The sequence below is a fragment of the Vibrio ponticus genome, from assembly GCF_009938225.1.
Lineage (GTDB): Bacteria > Pseudomonadota > Gammaproteobacteria > Enterobacterales > Vibrionaceae > Vibrio > Vibrio ponticus.
Window position 1 is genome coordinate 904,424 of the sequence record NZ_AP019657.1, and the last position, 16,364, is coordinate 920,787.

Here is a 16,364-nt window from a genome sequence, read left to right on the forward strand (position 1 = left end):
TAGTTAAAAATAAATTTGTTAGTAAAAGTTGTCGGATTTCGACTCAGATTGTGTTTTCCGTGAGTTTGATATGTGTACAAATTGAATGGAATTGTTATAAAATGTTTAAACTGAGTAAAAATCCAGCAGTTAAGACGTAAAAATAGACTTCGCGGTGGAAATTTAATCTGATGGGGTTCCAATTTTAATCTGAAACTGTTTTACTCGCTATACACAGAGCGTCACACAAACTTTTTCGTAGTGTAAAAATAATAATACACCTACAACTTTTAAGACGCCGACATTAAGCAAACACAACAATAAAATGAATGGTGATAATGTGGCTACAACTACAAGCACTAAGCCCCGCGATAGCTGGGGGTCGAAATTAGGTTTCGTTATGGCCGCTGCAGGTTCTGCAGTTGGTCTTGGTAATATTTGGAAGTTCCCATACACCGCTGGTGAGAGTGGCGGCGGTGCTTTCGTTCTAATCTATCTTCTTTTTGTAATCTTTATTGGTTTTAGCGTAATGCTGACCGAATTTGCGATTGGTCGTAAGACAGGTGTATCAGCCGTTGGTGCATTTAAGTCAACCGACCGCCGCTGGACGTTTGTCGGCGTAATTGGGGTGCTAAGTGGCCTATTAATCATGGGCTTCTACCCAGTTGTGGGTGGTTGGGCTGTTGCTTATATCTATAAGATTGCTACAGGTCTGCTAAGTACACCGGAAGCGATTGGTGATAGCTTTGGCAGCTTTATCTCTGATCCTGTACAACCACTGATGTGGATGGGTTTATACCTAGTACTGAATATCTTTGTCGTTATTCGTGGTGTATCAGGCGGTATCGAGAAAGCGGGTAAAATCCTCATGCCGCTACTATTTATGATTCTTATCCTTGTAGCAGTTAAAGGCTTGAGTCTTCCGGGTGCAATGGCAGGTCTAGAGTTTTTGTTTAAGCCTGACTTTTCTAAAGTAGATAGTGGCGTTGTACTGGCAGCGCTAGGCCAAGCTTTCTTCTCATTGAGCCTTGGTATGGGTTGTATGATTACTTACGGCAGTTACCTGCGTAAGAAAGAAAACTTAGTGCAAACTACCGCAATGGTAACCGCGATGGATACGGGCGTTGCGCTACTTGCTGGTGTTGCAATGTTCCCTGCAATGTTCGCATTCAGCATGGAACCTGCCGCAGGTCCTGGTTTGGTGTTCGTCGTTGTACCACAACTGTTTGCTGAAATGGGTGGCGTGATTGGTCTACTATTAGCACTACTGTTCTTTATCGGTTTGAGTGTTGCGGCTTTAACATCGTCAGTGTCACTACTCGAGGTTGTTGTGTCATACCTAATTGATGAAAAGGGCATGAAGCGTCCAACGGCGGTACTAAGTGCAAGTGCGGTAATGGCAGCATTATGTGTGTTCGCGTCGTTATCACTTGGTGGTACAGGTCCGAAACTATTTGATACGGGTGCATTTGATATTTTTGACTTGCTAACAGATAAAATCTTCCTAGCAGTTGGTGGTATGTTCGTGTGTATCTTTGCTGGTTGGCGTCTAAACCGCGCAGAACTAGAGAAAGAAATCACTAACGATGGTGAAGTGAAGTTCCCTCTATTCGGTGTTTGGTACAACCTAGTGAAATACGTGATTCCTTTCGCTGTTGCTATCGTCGCTTTTGCAGGTGTGAAAGCCGGTTTCGACAGTGGCAAAGGTGAGATTATGGTACTTGGTTTAGGCATTATCGGCTTAGCCGCACTACTATCGAAAAAACTATAACCTGTTAATTGGTCAATAAAATCTCAAGCCCATAGGAGTGATCCTGTGGGCTTTTTGTTTTTTGAGTGATGTCGATATGGCAGGGACGTAGATGAGGTTGGATTTCTAAATAGCGTGATATGTGTCGCATATAAAACATAGACGTTGAGTATTTAATCAATACTGAGCCGTAAAACGAAGATTTTTGATTGTCACTCATGCGCTACTAATGGAATATTTATCGTTTACCGAACAGTAGACTCTGTTTGAAAAAGTACGATAAAGAAACATTGGAAGGTGAATCGTGACACTCTCTGTCAGGAAGAAATTGTATTTGGGATTTGGTGCTGTATTAGCAACTCTTCTATTGATGGTTAGCATTATTTGGATGGAAGTGCTTTCGTCCCATAGAGTGGCCGACGAAATCAGAACGGACGATGTGCCAGAAGTGGTTGGTTACTTGGTATTGCTTGATGATGCTGGTGATGTATACCGTGACGCGACGGGTGTTGTGATTGGTACGGCTAACGCACTGAATGATTACTATGCAAACAAGGAAGAATTTGAGCAAGTGCTTGCTAATGTAAAGGTGTTAGAGCAAGGCAGTACATCGGATTTACAAAAAGTGCATCAAGTTGAGCAGTACATGACTCAGTTTACTCAAGAGTTTGAGCGCAACATTATCCCTGCCATTGGCAAGAGTATGTCACTGGACGTTGCGACAACGGAATTGCGCCGTATTTATCAAGCGAACTTAGTGCCGATTGAAAATATTTTGGATGACGTATCGAATGGTGAAATTGAAGAGTCTAAAGCCTCTCTACTCGGATTGAGTGATTCATTTAATACCATTGAAACGACGATTTTAGTTTTATCTTCGGTCGCGATTGTACTGACTTGTGGTGTGGCATACTGGCTATCAACTTCGATTACGAGCCGACTGACTATATTGGATCAGGTTGCTCAGCGCGTAGCGCAGGGAGATTTAACCGCGACTGAAATTAAAGATGCGTCTGGTGACGAACTAGCCAGTGTTGCGGCGTCGATTAATATGATGCAGTCATCGCTTAAGTCTTTAATTGGTTCAATTACTGTCGTTACCGGCGAAGTGAAGACAGTCACTTCTGAGTTGAGCAATGTGAGTCAGCACTTGGTAAAGGGTGCCTCGGATCAAGCTGATAAAGCGCAGTTAATTGCAACGGCTTCAGAAGAACTAAGCCAAACCATCGCGGAAGTCGCGCATCAGAGTACTCAAACTTATGAACAAGCCAGCAGTTCGGAAGGGGTTGCCAATTCAGGACGCGATGTTATTGTCGAAATGGTAGCAAGTATTGAGCAAGTGAGTACTCAGATGGAGGAGATGTCGTCTCAGATGTCGACACTCGGTAATCATGGTGAAAAGATTGGTTCTGTGATTAAAGTGATTGAAGATATCGCTGAGCAAACCAATTTATTGGCACTAAACGCAGCGATTGAGGCGGCACGTGCTGGTGAGTTTGGTCGTGGGTTCGCCGTTGTTGCTGACGAGGTTCGTGCATTGGCTGAACGTACGACTAATGCCACCAAAGAAGTTGCAGGTATTATTCAAGCGATTCAACTCGGTACCCAAGAAGCGGTCACCTTTACCGAAGATAACCGTCGTTTGGTGGAAATTGGTGTCAGTCAAAGTTCTGGGGCGGTAAGTGCTCTTGAAGAAATCGTGGCAGGCGCCTCTCATGTACAGAGTATGATTAACTCGATAGCGACTGCGGCGGAGCAACAAACGGCGGTGACGCGTGAAATTACCTCTGACATCACCATGATCAGTGATATTTCGACTCAATCATTGCAAATGGCGAGTGAAAGCTCGGTAGATATTCAACGTCTAAGTGACAAAGTTGGCGAATTAGAGCAGTTGATGAAGCAATTCCGTTTAGCCTAACTGTTTAGGCAAGGATAAATTAAGTATATACTCACGGCTCCTCAATGGAGCCGTTTTCATGTTTGATATCTTATACACTCACAACGATTTTTTGATCATCAATAAGCACCCGGGAGTCTCTGTGCACAAAGATGATGGTGACACGATGTTATTAGCCGAAGTGGCGAAACAAAGTGGTGACCAACAGCTTTATTTGGTGCATCGTCTTGATAAGATGACCTCAGGTATTTTGCTACTTGCGCGCAGTTCAGAGGCGGCGAGTGAGCTGTCTCAAGCATTTGCTAATCGATTAGTTGAAAAGTTTTATCTTGCGATTGGTGCTAAAAAGCCGAAAAAAAAGCAAGGTTTGATCAGTGGAGACATGGAGCGCTCGCGCCGTTCGTCATGGAAGTTGATTAATAGTCACAATAACCCCGCAGTTACACAGTTTTTCTCTGCTGGCGCAAAACCGGGGGAAAGGCTGTTTCTATGTAAGCCGTATACTGGCAAGACTCATCAGATCAGAGTGGCTTTGAAATCGATAGGTTCAGCGATTGTTGGTGACCCAATATATAACACCGGCAGTGTGGCTGACAGGGGCTATTTACATGCCTTTGCGCTGGCTTTCCCTTATCAAGGGCAGACACATCAATTGATTTGCGATCCAAGAGAATTTGCCTCTCTTGGGGAAAAATGGCTAGAAACCGAAATTCAACCGGGTATTGATGCGTGGTTGCCACCTTGGCAACTAGTATGGCCCAACATTAAAAAGTAGCGACAGTAATGCAAGTAGAACAGATCCCAGTATTTTTAAGCCATGTGGAGCAACAACTGCACACAGTGCCAAATGAAGTTCGCCGTTTATTTCATGGTCGCGGGCAGCGCTGGCAGGGTTTAGAGCAGCTTACTTGCGATTGGTTACAAGGTCAGCTTATCGTTAACCTATTCAAAGCCGCAGATGCTGAGTTTATTAACCAATTAAAATCGGGCCTTATCTCATTATCACAATCAGACGTTTGGCAAGCACGCCAAGGACGAGTGATTTTATTGCAACACCGTTATGCGGACGGCGCACCATCCGAAGTGCTGCTGGGGGAATTAGATTCTCGCCCAGTAGTTGAAGAGCTCGGTCTTAAATACCAGTTGGATATTGGACGCAACCAGAATTTTGGTTTGTTCTTAGATATGCGTTTGGGAAGAGAGTGGACCCGTGATAATGCTAAGCACGCCAATGTGCTTAATCTGTTTGCTTATACTTGTGGCTTTTCCGTTGCTGCAATTGCAGGCGGCGCCGATCAAGTGGTCAACGTCGATATGGCAAAAGCTTCGCTAAGTAAAGGGCGCGAAAACCACAAATTGAATGGTCATAACTTAAATCAGGTTAAGTTTATGGGGCATGATATTTTCAAGTCATGGGGTAAGATTAAGAAGTCGGGTCCGTATGATGTGATCATCATTGATCCGCCTTCATTTCAGAAGGGCAGTTTTGCTTTGACAAAAGATTACGCCAAAATCTTACGTCGTTTGCCAGACTTGCTGACTGACAATGGTCAGGTGCTAGCGTGTGTGAACTCACCAGCGGTGGATTGTAATTTCTTAATTGATGGCATGGCGGAAGCGGCGCCAGAGTTAAGTTTTGTCGAGCGCTTGGCAAACCCAGAAGAATTTGCCGATATTGATGAGCAAGCGTCACTGAAATGTTTAGTATTTAAAAAATAACCACCAAACATCCTGATAAGAAAAAAGCCCCGTTTGGGGCTTTTTACGTTTTGGGACATTTTATGTTCTAGTTAATCTGCGTTTTGGTATTAAGCCGCTAGGGTGAGTCTGCTTCTTGAGGTTCATTGTTGAGCGTCTTATAGCCTGCCCAAATGCGGGTAAAAGTTGTGAACCAGCAGGCGATACCGTATATATAGGCTATCAAGGCAAAGTGTTGTGGGAACAAGCAGAATAATACGAAACAGGCAATGGTTTCTGTGCCCTCGGTTAAGCCACTCATGTAATAGAGAGATTTGTTTTGATATACCGGATTTTCAATACCGCGTTTTCCAGCCATGACTGCAAATGCAAGAAAACTTGAACCTGTGCCGATGAAAGAGAAAATCAGAAATGCTCCGGCAACCGCATTTTGCTCTGGGTTGGCAATCACAAAACCAAATGGGATCAGTGAGTAGAAAAGAAAATCGAGACTGATATCTAAGAATCCGCCCGCATCCGTAATGCCGTGAATCCGCGCTAAAGCCCCATCAAGTCCGTCGCATACTCTATTGATAACAATGAACAGCAACGCCCAGTTATATTCCTGCAGAGCCAAAGCAGGCAGTGCCAAGCAACCCACTGCAAAACCAAACAGTGTGGTTTGATTGGCAGTGATACCTTTACTGCTCAATAGTGACGCGGCTGAAGCTAAAGGCGCGCGAATCAGTTTAATGCTGAATTTATCTAGCATGGTCGGTCTCTGAATTATTGGTGTTATTTGTTTGATTAGAGGTAGCCTGCCAAGGCCAGTTGAGTATTTTTGCTCCGGGCGGAACGTCGTCAATATCATGGGTCACAAGTAATGTTGGTACATTCGCAGCCCCCAGTTGTTCAAATACCCAGTCACGAAATTGAGCTCTAAGTGCTTTATCAAGTTTACTAAATGGTTCGTCCAATAATGCAGCCTTAGGTTGTGCCAACAGCATACGTAACAAGCTTACTCGTGCTCTTTGCCCACCGGATATTTGTTCAGGGTAGGAGGCTGCTAAATCGAGTAGGTTTACTTGTTGTAAGCACTCGAGCGCGCGCGTTTTTCTTAGTGCTTTTGGCACATCATTAGGTAAAGCAAAAGCGAGGTTTTGCCACACGTTTAAGTGTGGAAACAGTAAGTCATCTTGAAAAAGCACGCCAAGTTTGCGTAAATGGGGCGGAGTCTGGTCAATGGGTTCGCCGCATAAACTCAATGTTCCATCAAGCTCAAAATCGTCACTGAGATGCCCCGCTATCGCATTGAGCAAAGTTGACTTGCCACAACCACTTGGTCCCATAACCGCGACCACTTCCCCTGGCTTTATGGTGAGGTTGAGGTGTTGAAAAAGCGCCTCTTGGTGGGGCTTATAAACGGTGAGGTCTTTTAGTAAAAGCGTCATTGATAGTTGATTCCTTAACAAAATCGGCAGAGCGTCTTGTGGTGATACGGCTAATAAGCAGCGCGGCAGAAAAGAAGATTAACGGCAACAGTGCTTGCCAAAGGGCATAGATCGCTGTGACGCGTCGATCAAAGCCACTTGAAAGTGCCACGGCCTCTGTTGTAATGGTCGTTAGGCGTCCGCCCCCCAGCATCAGGGTCGGTAAGTATTGAGCTAAGCTTACGCTTGCACCTACCGCCCATGCGTAAAGAATCGCGGGCAGAAGCAAACGCATTTTGATCTTCAAAAACACCATCATGGGCGATTTACCAAGACTCAAACCTGCTTTGGTGTAGTTGTTGTCATAACTTTTCCATGGTCCATCTATCGCAAGGTAGACAAATGGGAAGGCAAAGAAGACATGTGACCATATCACCCACAAAGCAAATTGCCCGCTGGCGATATACAGAGTCATGATTTGAATACCAAACAGCATTGAAAGCTGTGGGATTAACATTGGTAGCGCAATGACGTAGTCTGGTAAATGCCAGCGCTGTTTGAGTTTGAACTCTTGTGCAATAAGGGCAAGCAAAAGGCTAATCGACGCGACGATGGCCGCCAATACAATACTATTGAGTAACGTTGGCAGCATATTTGACCACTCAAATTGCCAAAAACGCGTACTCAATTGACTGGGCATGAGATCAGGGAATCGCCAACGTTGGGCAAAACTCCAAATCGCCAAAAGTGGCACAATAGCGACACTGATGACCATCGCAATGCCTAATACCGCAATTCCCGGTAGCTTAACACCTGTTCGTCCAGAGTATTGCCAATGGTTGAATTTTGTCGTCAGCGCTTTCTCAATCAAAACCACCAATAGCATCATCAAACTTGCAAGCAGAAGTAAGCTGACGGCGCCGGCGGATGCTCTTGGCATTAAGCTCAAGTCTGGATCACTAAACCACTGCCAAACCAATACGGCGAAGGTTGGAGGGTTTGATGGACCCAATATCAATGCAACATCAACCACAGATATGCCATAGCAAATCACCGCAAACAGTGGGAAACGCATTTTTGCCAACCATTGCGGAAACACAATTTTAAGCCACATTTGTGCGGGTGAATAACCAAGCATGGTGGCAACCTTAACGGTTTGACCCAATTTTAATTGCTGTAGAACAGGGATGCTCATCAACAGTAAAAAAGGCAGCTCTTTAAAGGCTAAACCAATCGTCAGCCCCAGAGCCAATGGGTCATTAACCAATAATGCTTGTGAGCTGCTGTCGCTCTGCCACCCTAAAGCATCAAAGGCGATTCGCGCCACAAAGCCAGTTGGCGCGAACAAAAAAGCAAAGCCGATAGCGAACGCCACATGCGGTAAGGCGAGCAGCGGGGCAAGGAGGGTCTCGACCCGATGCCAATATTTACTTAACCAAAGGCGCTGTAAGATAGCAAAGCAAAAAGCAGCGGCGGTTAGAGTACTTAAGGTAGCACTAAACACTGATGCAGCAATAGACTGTCCAAGACCGCTCCACTGCATTAGTTGATGATAGCCTTGCAGGCTAACCGTGTTCATGTCCAACGGCGGGATAAAGCCGAACGAGGCTACCACTACGCCAGATAAACCAGGGATTAGCGGTAAACTGCAGATGACAATTAAAACTAAATAGCTAATTTTAAGCATCTAATACTCGCAAACGACGATTCGGCAAGGGAATGCTTGATAAGGCTTTATGCTATTGATGTTAATTGCCATATCGTTGAAGCCACTCTTTTTCTAATGCGACTTGCCAGCTAGGGTGCGGTTCTGCGATGGATTTAAACAGCTTGGTATTTTTTGCTGAACCCTTAAGGTATTGATTTTCCAATACTGAAGGATCACCCCAAATGTTTAGGTCACCTTTACGAGATTGCGCCTCAGGGCTCAATAAGAAGTTAATCACCACTTGCGCCCCCTCTGACGCAGTAGCATTCCAAGGAATGGCGAGAAAGTGGATATTAGACAGCGCGCCAGCGTTCATCGCATAAGTGGCGGTGCTTGGTGCTAGCTTGCCGGTAGCCTGTGCAGAAAATACCGCATTTGGATTAAACGTGATCGCGAGATCAATTTGTCCATCATCGAGCAGCTGGGTCATTTCTGAAGAGCTAGATGGAAACTGCTTACCTTGGCGCCACGCAACTTTGTGAAAATCATCGAGGTATTGCCATAAAGGTTGAGTGATAAGAGAAAAGTCCGCTTGCTCAACAGGTTGGCTTAAACTTGGGTCATTATTAGTCAGTTCAATAAGTAGTGCTTTTAAGAAGCTAGTACCATGAAATTCTGGCGGGCGAGGGTAGCTGAGACGATTCGGGTAAGCATTAGCGTAGCTCAACAGTTCGGCAAAAGATTGTGGTGGATTATTCAATCGCGCCGCATCGTGAATAAAGACTAACTGCCCAACACCCCAAGGCGCTTCTAGACCTAGCGTTGGTTCGGTAAAATCACTGTCGACAGGTAGCGATTTATCGACAAACTGCCAACTCGGTAGTTTTTCGACAAACGGTCCGTAAAGTAGACCATTGTTTTTCATCGACTTAAAGTTTTCACCGTTGATCCAAACTAGATCAACACTACCGCCGTTATTTTTGGCAGCCGCTTTTTCTGCGATAAGGCGCGAAGTGGTTTCAGCGATATCAGTCACTTTAACGTGTTTTAGAGTGACGTCATATTTATCTTCAATTTCACCTGCCGCCCAGCGAAGGTAATTATTAATTTCTTGGCTACCGCCCCAAGCGTGAAAATAGACGGTTTGACCTTTGGCTTGATCGGTGACCATCTGCCAGTTATCCGTAGCCGAAGCCGTGAAGGTGAGCAGAAGAGTAGAGAGAAGGGTAAACAGCCTTGTCATAATGGTTCCTATTGCAATTGAGGTTTAGGTACAGACCGAGTCTCGCGACAATTTCATTCATTATGAACTAAAAAAACTGAAACTTTTTAGATATTTGTGTTTGTTGTTACTTAATTGTACTTAAAGTGTGCGGGGGGAAGAATTAAAACTGCTCTGTGACGAATTTTTGCGAGAAAATGGAAAAAAAAGAGCAGCTTGATGCTGCTCTTCAATCGATTATGATTGGCGATTAGTTTTTCCAATCATTTAATTTGAACACTAGAGTGTGTGCGTCGTTTTTCAGAACTAGGCTATCTTTAGTTAGCGTCATGTCGCTCCAATCAGACAGAGTTTTTGAGAATGTGCTTTCTACATTCATCGCTTCACCCATACACATCTTCATGGTCATACCCATTTTTTCGATGCGGAATTGGTTTTCTTTAAGCTCTGCTTGACCAAAGAAAGTGTTACAACCAGCGTTGCCGTTTGCAGTCATCTTTTCGCCAACTTCTAAGTTAGGTGCTTGTTCGCCTTCTGCAACTTGAATTGCTTTACCGTCGATTTGAACAAGTTCCCAGTTGTGGTGTTGTAGATCAGCTTCAGTAATAGTTTTCACATCGTCACCGTTTGATGCACAAGCAGTCATTAGTACAGGAAGAGAAACTGCCGCTAGCAACGTTTTTAAACTAAGCTTCATAGTATTAAACTCCAAAAAACAATAAGGTATACAGAGGTACACCACGATGAACTTTCATCGTTGCTTATTATAGGCAACAAGTTGGTAATTGTGTCAGTATTTAGTCATAGTTTTTTGATTTCTTTTTATATTCACACTGCTTAGGAGGAGCGTATGGAGCAATTAGAGTTTTTTGTTGTGCCGAGCCCTTGCGTAGGGGTTTGCAGTGTGGATGAGAAAGGGTATTGCCAAGGGTGCATGCGCAAGCGCGATGAACGATTTAATTGGTTATCGATGACGCCTGGTCAACAACTGCATGTCCTAAAACTCTGTCGTCAACGTTATCGACGTAAAATGTTAGCTAATGCTGCGGCGGAGAAAGAGTCAAACAGTGACGTTAGTACGCCGCAACAAGATCTGTTCTAAAGTTATTTGGTGAGATGTTTTTGCGTTTGATTACTTGAGCCCCCACTTATCGCTTACCCAACCGCCCGCATGATCGTCGAAGTGACAGCCAGAGAAGTGCTGGTTTTTTTCATTATTTTTCTCAACATCGGGTTGTTCATCGAGTAACTTCTGGATGTAGGTGGCGAGTGGGTCTCCGCAATGCAGCCTCTCTTGTCGCGTTGCGACTTCTTTAATGATTTGCAGACGATAAGAGTTACTTGCACGTTTCATAGCGATGTCCTTTGTTGATCAGCCTTTACAAAACTTAGAACTGCTTAGAAATAGCGTCAATGTGTGAATAGATGTTTTTTCTTCGTTTTAGCTAGGTTGATAATATTTTATGATGTGACTTTGCGATTAAATGGTTTAATTTCCATATATTTAACTGTCAGTGCGAAGAAAAAAAATGCAAAAAAAGATTCATATTGTCATCATGGAAGGGTAATAATCAAGGTGTTGCGCAATGAGCATGGTTCAGACAAACAAAAATGCCTTGGCACAAACCAAGGCATGATTAATCCGTTTAAGTTGTTCTAGTTCGAAGTGCAACTTTCTTCACTGATAAATTGGTCAAGCATCAGTTGTCCACGGGTATTGCGCATTTTCAGGCGGTAGCTAAGACCGGCTTCCAAGTTTGCTTTGGTGTCTTTGTTAGAACAGTAGTAACTAATACCACGATTCATTACTTGTTCAATCGGCTTGGCACCGGTTTGATCTTGGTTATACACCATCATGATTTCAATTGTCGTGCCTTTAGCTGTCGCGCGCATAATCGAAAGTGGTCCTGCTTCCAGTGGAAGCTCACCAGCAAGCACACTGGCACGATTACTCGCAAGAAGTTCTAGGTGCTGTTGCTGGGCATTACCGGCACATCCCGCTAGCGTCGCTAGAGCAAAAAGGCTGGTGAAAAAGCGCAGTTTCATAATTAAAATACTTTCTTAAATGGCTTAACAATCACTGATTGGTATACGCCAGCAGCAATATATGGGTCCGCATCTGCCCATGCTTGTGCTGCTTCTAGTGAGTCAAATTGTGCAATAACAGTTGAACCAGTAAAGCCTGCTTCTCCTGGATTGTCTGAATCGATAGCAGGCATTGGACCTGCCGTTAATAGGCGACCTTCATCTTGTAACGTCTGTAGGCGAGCTAGGTGCTCAGGACGAACACTTAAACGTTTCTCAAGCGAGTTTTCAACATCTTGTGAAAAAATAACGTACCACATGCGAATTTCCTTTTAGTTTTAGGCAATGGTTGTTTGTTGGCATAACTCTAACTTATCACACAGAGAGTTAGGTTACTGATTATCGAAAATGTGATTGATTTTATGCTTCGTTAGCAATTAATTGCACGTGGTTTGCCATTACCATCAATTGCTACATAGTTGAATGTCGCATCGCAAACCATAAATCTATCTTCAAGACCGTGCTCTTTGACTGGTTTAACCCACACTTCCAGATCGATACTCATAGAAGTACGACCAATTTTGGTGCATTCACCGTAGCAGCATACAACGTCACCGACTTTGACTGGCTTTTTAAACGTAATGCTTGAGACCGAAACGGTAACGATACGACCGCCAGAGATTTCTTTGGCAAGTATACCGCCAGCTAAATCAAGCTGTGACATGATCCAGCCACCGAAAATATCACCATTGGCGTTGGTGTCTGCTGGCATAGCAAGGGTGCGAAGAAGAAGTTGTCCTCGAGGTGAGCAAATTTCCTGACTCATTTTGACATCCACAACATAATGACGTCACTTCAGTGAGCAACGGTAAGTTAATAACAAAAAAGCGACCCGCTATGGTCGCATCTATATGCCTTAATTATACCTCAGATAGAGGGAAAATCACCTGTTAGGCAAACGGTTATTCTTCGTCGCTCTGTTTGGGTAATTGTTTATAAATATAGACCCCAGAGAGAAGGGTAAAGATAAAGGTAGCAACCAATAATCCAAACACTTTAAAGTTGACCCAGACATCAAGTGGCAAGCGAAATGCAACATAAAGATTTAGAAGTGCGCAACTACTGAAGAAAAAAGCCCATGCCCAAGTGAGTTTAGCCCATACTCGGTCAGGCAATGAGAGTTCTTTACCCAGCATACTCTTGATCGCTGACTTGCCGATTAAATGGCTCACGATTAAGCCTAGCGCGAAGAGTGTATAAATAATCGTCACTTTCCATTTGATAAAGTTATCATCATGGAGAGCGATGGTCATGCTACCGAAGATGGCTACAAGTAAAAAGGTCACTAGCTGCATCTTCTCGATTTTCTTGTACAAAGCGTAAGTTACGGCGAGTTGAACGGCAGTGGCTGCGATTAGCGCCCCGGTTGCGAAATAAATATCGAAAGCTTTGTAGAGAATAAAGAAGATGACTAAAGGGATGAAGTCGAGCAGTTGTTTCATGAAATAACCAAATCACAAAGTAATCAACTCAGTCTACATAAATACCGGTACTAAACAATGCTCTGTTTTAACCAATGTTAGTTTCCATTTTCTATCGCTATCAATATGGGATCATTGATTTTCTGTCTTCGAGATACCCTTCACTACGTAAACTTTCAACAACGGTAATAAGCTCCTCGTCGCTCATCTCTGAGCAGCTTTCTTTGCCAATGATAAGGCTTAGGTAGTGTGGTGGGTCTAATTGAGCGATTTGCCCAAAACGATCATCAAGTAGGCTTTGAATACCGTGTTCAATCAGATTGTAATAGGTAAGACGGTTCATATCTTTGCTCCTCTCAAAATACACGGCAACCTTGTACCGCACGGATTGAAAGAAGCATAATAAATGCCAATTATGTTGAAAGGTCGTTATTCACTTGTCTAAGCGGTTAACTTGATGAGTTATGCGAGTCCAGATTCTATGGCGAGTTTCAGCGCTTGTTTAGTGGTTGGCTTGGTAAGTCTCCCATCCATGATTTGCCTTATCTTCGCTAATTCAATCTGCCCTGACTCGCCAGAAAGTGCGTAAATCGGCAGATTAGGGTGGCGTTGTTTTATAAGCCTAGCGGCTTCAAATCCATCCATGACTGGCATTTGCACATCCATAAAGATGAAGTCGACACTTGATTGGTCCAGCATATCGACGGCGACTTGACCATTGTTAGCTAGCACAACCTCATAACCGAGTTGATTTAGCAACAGTTTGACTAGTTGTCTTTGGATTTCTTTGTCATCCACAACCATTATTTTAGTACTGTTATATGCGGGAATATCGCTAAAGCTTGACGCAGAAGGTTCTATAGTCGGTTGCTCTTCTGGCAGTGCCAGTGGCTGAGGTGATACGGCGCCAGCCGGAAAGGAAAGATGAAATTCGGTATATTGATTGATTTTGGAGTAGCACTGAATCGAGCCTCCAAATGACTTCATAACGCGTCGACAATAGCCCAGACCAAGACCGCTACCACCAGGCTTGTTGTAGGTGAAAAAATCGTCAAAGACGCGATTAAGCAGCGAGCTCGGGATACCAGGACCGGAATCTCTAATGATTAAAAAGTGTTCGTACTTGGATGAAAGGGTTTTGATTTCAATTTGCGACTCGGGATGAGAATCGAAATAGTAGATACCGTTACGCAGCAAATTAAAAATGACAAAGTTAAATAGAGTCTCATTGACCTTGACTGAGAAGTCTTGTGCGATATCGATAGATATTCGACGACGTACTTGACTTGATTCATAGGCGTAACGGTCTATTGCCATGTTGACAGCGTGCTTAATCGACATCTCGCTGGTGGGTTCTTGCTCAAGTGATGCGTGATTCACTTCACGTAATATGATATCGATTAACTGGCGTCCTCGCTCAATCGACGACTTACCTTTGCTGAGTTCAACTTCAAGTTCTTCGCTGGTGGCTTGATTGAGAATTTTCTCATTGAGCAATTCGAAATGCAGTTGAGCTTGTGCCAAAGGGTTACGCATTTCATGAGCAATTGAATTCGCTAAAGCTTGGGCTTGGTGTACTTTTCTATCTGCATTTATATAGCCTTGCGCTTTGATTAATACGTATTGCAGCGCTTTAACTTCTTCAAAATAGTACATTTGTCCACAGGGCTTGTTTTTAGCTAACAAAAGGTGGCTCATGCGGTTGTTTTGGTCGAAGATTGGCAGCGCCAACGAAACTTGCTCTGACTTCATTTTGAAGTAGATTTTTTTTAGCATTTTGCCGACAGCAGCTTCGCCTAGAACTAATTCCTCCAATTCTTCAAAGATAAGTACACTGTCTTGCTTGTAGAGCTGAGAGGTGTATAGCTTCTCGTCTTGTAGGTTAGATACGAGTTGTAAGTCCCCTGGATTGATCGCTAGTGCTTTCTCGATCTTGGCAAAAGCATGGCTGGTCGAATTTTGAAACTCATCCCCAAGAGAGCGGATACGTCGGTCTGGAGATTGGCTGGTTCCAAAAACAATTTGGCTACAAAGCCGATTAATCCATTGGGATAGTTGACGCCAGATCAGTCCAGTAAATAGGCAACTGATTACGATGATCAACGCCGGATCGTAAGTAGACAATACACTCATAATCAGAGTGAGTGGTGCGATGATTATTAGGCTAGTGAGAACAAGGGAGAGGCTAGAGTAAATGACATAGCGGTTGCTATAAAACCTTGACGTAATCAGGGCATAACCAATTAAAAGCATTTCTGTGATAGCGAATGCTGGCGGTATCCAAGACATTGAGAAGTCGTGCCAGATTAATGGTATTGCGCCATTAACTAATACAGATGAGATCATAAAAACACTGATGCCCGTTAGCATGTAAAGTGATTTTACCTGCTGTAAAGCGCGAGCTTTGCGTGCGTATAGGACAATGTTTTGTACACTGATGGCAACGAGTAGCAAGATAATGCAGAAAAACAGTCCTGCCTTTTGACCAAAATGGACATCGAAGCTGCCAATCTCCGCCACTGTCACGTCAACAACGGTATGCCCTGGTAGATAATTGAGATAAATGGCCAAGATTGATACGGCAAAAATGCTCCCGTTTTGGAGATATTTTGCCCAAATGCTGATCACTTCGGTGACGAGTATTTGGGTAATAATGCAAGCAAATACAAAACTGGAAAACAAAGTCAGATTTGAGAAAAGCGCCATACTGACAACCAGTGTGCTGTCGGCTCTGATGACAAATGGCGAATAAAAAAACGCATTGCTTAATATCCACATCATAATCGACGATGAATAAAGTAAATATGGCGTGCCAATTCGTTGATCAAAGCCAGAGTGGGACTGGCGGAATGAGCGGATAAAGCAGATCGTCCAACTCGCGACGACAGTAGCTGCTCCCAATAGGACGAGAAACACAGGATGAAGAGCTGATTCAAGCATTGACGACTCCGAAATGCGCTTTCGGTTCGTGGGTGTGTACAGCGATTGTTCGAGGTGTGATAATGATCTTTGCTACTTCCATATAAGCAATCATTCGTTAATTTACGACTTTTGTATTGAATTTATCCATATTTTGCTAGGTGTTGTAAACCACTGTCACGCGTGCTAGGTCGCATTATCGGTTAATCTAATCGTAAGTTTAGTTATCTAGATTAAAAAGCAACCTCAGGATAAAGCTTGATTTATGCGTAATAGCCGCAGGGTGGAGTCCTTCTGATCTAAGAGATCGCTTTACGACAAAAGCGCAGAGAA

17 protein-coding genes are annotated in these 16,364 nt (G+C 43.8%); 5 read left to right on the forward strand and 12 right to left on the reverse strand.

Annotation, left to right across the window (positions count from 1 at the left end):
* The first annotated feature begins 319 nt into the window (after window positions 1–319).
* The 4 genes from GZN30_RS04030 (at window position 320) to GZN30_RS04045 (ending at window position 5,348) form a co-directional block, all read left to right on the forward strand.
* Window positions 320–1,750, forward strand: a complete 1,431-nt coding sequence (locus GZN30_RS04030; protein WP_075649996.1) for a sodium-dependent transporter — start codon at window positions 320–322, stop codon at window positions 1,748–1,750.
* A gap of 283 nt (window positions 1,751–2,033) precedes the next feature.
* Window positions 2,034–3,650 (forward strand): methyl-accepting chemotaxis protein, encoded by a 1,617-nt coding sequence (locus tag GZN30_RS04035; protein ID WP_167521306.1) that lies wholly within the window; start codon window positions 2,034–2,036, stop codon window positions 3,648–3,650.
* Between the two features lie 58 nt (window positions 3,651–3,708).
* Window positions 3,709–4,404 (forward strand): TIGR01621 family pseudouridine synthase, encoded by a 696-nt coding sequence (locus tag GZN30_RS04040; protein WP_075649943.1) that lies wholly within the window; start codon window positions 3,709–3,711, stop codon window positions 4,402–4,404.
* A gap of 8 nt (window positions 4,405–4,412) precedes the next feature.
* Window positions 4,413–5,348 carry a class I SAM-dependent methyltransferase gene (locus GZN30_RS04045; protein WP_075649942.1) on the forward strand — a complete coding sequence of 312 codons (936 nt, stop codon included), beginning with the start codon at window positions 4,413–4,415 and terminating at the stop codon, window positions 5,346–5,348.
* Between the two features lie 97 nt (window positions 5,349–5,445).
* Here GZN30_RS04045 and GZN30_RS04050 read toward each other — a convergent pair whose 3' ends face one another.
* The 5 genes from GZN30_RS04050 to GZN30_RS04070 all read right to left on the reverse strand — a co-directional run bounded on the left by GZN30_RS04050 (window position 5,446) and on the right by GZN30_RS04070 (window position 10,303).
* A complete protein-coding gene (locus GZN30_RS04050; protein WP_075649941.1) occupies window positions 5,446–6,078 on the reverse strand; it encodes a CDP-alcohol phosphatidyltransferase family protein in 633 nt (210 codons plus the stop codon).
* Window positions 6,068–6,757 (reverse strand): ATP-binding cassette domain-containing protein, encoded by a 690-nt coding sequence (locus GZN30_RS04055; protein WP_075649940.1) that lies wholly within the window; start codon window positions 6,755–6,757, stop codon window positions 6,068–6,070. Before GZN30_RS04055 ends, GZN30_RS04050 begins: the two co-directional genes overlap by 11 nt.
* Window positions 6,723–8,423: an ABC transporter permease gene (locus GZN30_RS04060; protein WP_075649939.1), complete on the reverse strand. Its 1,701-nt coding sequence runs from the start codon at window positions 8,421–8,423 to the stop codon at window positions 6,723–6,725. The genes GZN30_RS04055 and GZN30_RS04060 overlap by 35 nt, the downstream gene beginning before the upstream one ends.
* A gap of 61 nt (window positions 8,424–8,484) precedes the next feature.
* Complete coding sequence (locus tag GZN30_RS04065) at window positions 8,485–9,627, reverse strand: ABC transporter substrate-binding protein (protein WP_075649938.1); 1,143 nt, start codon at window positions 9,625–9,627, stop codon at window positions 8,485–8,487.
* 229 nt (window positions 9,628–9,856) lie between these two features.
* On the reverse strand, window positions 9,857–10,303 hold the full coding sequence (locus GZN30_RS04070; protein ID WP_075649937.1) for an META domain-containing protein: 447 nt from the start codon (window positions 10,301–10,303) through the stop codon (window positions 9,857–9,859).
* Between the two features lie 153 nt (window positions 10,304–10,456).
* On the opposite strand from GZN30_RS04070, the gene GZN30_RS04075 reads away from it, so the two are divergent.
* A complete protein-coding gene (locus GZN30_RS04075; protein WP_075649936.1) occupies window positions 10,457–10,708 on the forward strand; it encodes a DUF1289 domain-containing protein in 252 nt (83 codons plus the stop codon).
* A 30-nt stretch (window positions 10,709–10,738) separates the two neighbouring features.
* Here GZN30_RS04075 and GZN30_RS04080 read toward each other — a convergent pair whose 3' ends face one another.
* The 7 genes from GZN30_RS04080 to GZN30_RS04110 form a co-directional block, all read right to left on the reverse strand.
* Window positions 10,739–10,960 (reverse strand): hypothetical protein, encoded by a 222-nt coding sequence (locus tag GZN30_RS04080; protein WP_075649935.1) that lies wholly within the window; start codon window positions 10,958–10,960, stop codon window positions 10,739–10,741.
* A 302-nt stretch (window positions 10,961–11,262) separates the two neighbouring features.
* On the reverse strand, window positions 11,263–11,652 hold the full coding sequence (locus GZN30_RS04085; RefSeq protein ID WP_075649934.1) for a GspS/AspS pilotin family protein: 390 nt from the start codon (window positions 11,650–11,652) through the stop codon (window positions 11,263–11,265).
* A gap of 2 nt (window positions 11,653–11,654) precedes the next feature.
* Entirely contained in the window at window positions 11,655–11,951 is a 297-nt protein-coding gene (locus GZN30_RS04090) for a YciI family protein (RefSeq protein ID WP_075649933.1), read from the reverse strand.
* Window positions 11,952–12,061: 110 nt separating this feature from the next.
* Entirely contained in the window at window positions 12,062–12,457 is a 396-nt protein-coding gene (yciA, locus tag GZN30_RS04095; RefSeq protein ID WP_075649932.1) for an acyl-CoA thioester hydrolase YciA, read from the reverse strand.
* Between the two features lie 136 nt (window positions 12,458–12,593).
* On the reverse strand, window positions 12,594–13,133 hold the full coding sequence (locus GZN30_RS04100) for a septation protein A (protein WP_075649931.1): 540 nt from the start codon (window positions 13,131–13,133) through the stop codon (window positions 12,594–12,596).
* A gap of 100 nt (window positions 13,134–13,233) precedes the next feature.
* Window positions 13,234–13,455 (reverse strand): hypothetical protein, encoded by a 222-nt coding sequence (locus GZN30_RS04105; protein ID WP_075649930.1) that lies wholly within the window; start codon window positions 13,453–13,455, stop codon window positions 13,234–13,236.
* A 119-nt stretch (window positions 13,456–13,574) separates the two neighbouring features.
* The gene (locus GZN30_RS04110; protein WP_075649929.1) at window positions 13,575–16,052 is read right to left on the reverse strand and encodes a hybrid sensor histidine kinase/response regulator; all 2,478 of its coding nucleotides are present in this window, start codon (window positions 16,050–16,052) and stop codon (window positions 13,575–13,577) included.
* Window positions 16,053–16,364: the final 312 nt, after the last annotated feature.

Coding starts and splice junctions, on each gene's coding strand:
- GZN30_RS04070 (WP_075649937.1), bottom strand. CDS start 10,303: ATGAAGCTTAGTTTAAAAACGTTGCTAGCGGCAGTTTCTCTTCCTGTA.
- GZN30_RS04050 (WP_075649941.1), bottom strand. CDS start 6,078: ATGCTAGATAAATTCAGCATTAAACTGATTCGCGCGCCTTTAGCTTCA.
- GZN30_RS04100 (WP_075649931.1), bottom strand. CDS start 13,133: ATGAAACAACTGCTCGACTTCATCCCTTTAGTCATCTTCTTTATTCTC.
- GZN30_RS04075 (WP_075649936.1), top strand. CDS start 10,457: ATGGAGCAATTAGAGTTTTTTGTTGTGCCGAGCCCTTGCGTAGGGGTT.
- yciA (WP_075649932.1), bottom strand. CDS start 12,457: ATGAGTCAGGAAATTTGCTCACCTCGAGGACAACTTCTTCTTCGCACC.
- GZN30_RS04045 (WP_075649942.1), top strand. CDS start 4,413: ATGCAAGTAGAACAGATCCCAGTATTTTTAAGCCATGTGGAGCAACAA.
- GZN30_RS04065 (WP_075649938.1), bottom strand. CDS start 9,627: ATGACAAGGCTGTTTACCCTTCTCTCTACTCTTCTGCTCACCTTCACG.
- GZN30_RS04040 (WP_075649943.1), top strand. CDS start 3,709: ATGTTTGATATCTTATACACTCACAACGATTTTTTGATCATCAATAAG.
- GZN30_RS04105 (WP_075649930.1), bottom strand. CDS start 13,455: ATGAACCGTCTTACCTATTACAATCTGATTGAACACGGTATTCAAAGC.
- GZN30_RS04055 (WP_075649940.1), bottom strand. CDS start 6,757: ATGACGCTTTTACTAAAAGACCTCACCGTTTATAAGCCCCACCAAGAG.
- GZN30_RS04080 (WP_075649935.1), bottom strand. CDS start 10,960: ATGAAACGTGCAAGTAACTCTTATCGTCTGCAAATCATTAAAGAAGTC.
- GZN30_RS04110 (WP_075649929.1), bottom strand. CDS start 16,052: ATGCTTGAATCAGCTCTTCATCCTGTGTTTCTCGTCCTATTGGGAGCA.
- GZN30_RS04085 (WP_075649934.1), bottom strand. CDS start 11,652: ATGAAACTGCGCTTTTTCACCAGCCTTTTTGCTCTAGCGACGCTAGCG.
- GZN30_RS04060 (WP_075649939.1), bottom strand. CDS start 8,423: ATGCTTAAAATTAGCTATTTAGTTTTAATTGTCATCTGCAGTTTACCG.
- GZN30_RS04090 (WP_075649933.1), bottom strand. CDS start 11,951: ATGTGGTACGTTATTTTTTCACAAGATGTTGAAAACTCGCTTGAGAAA.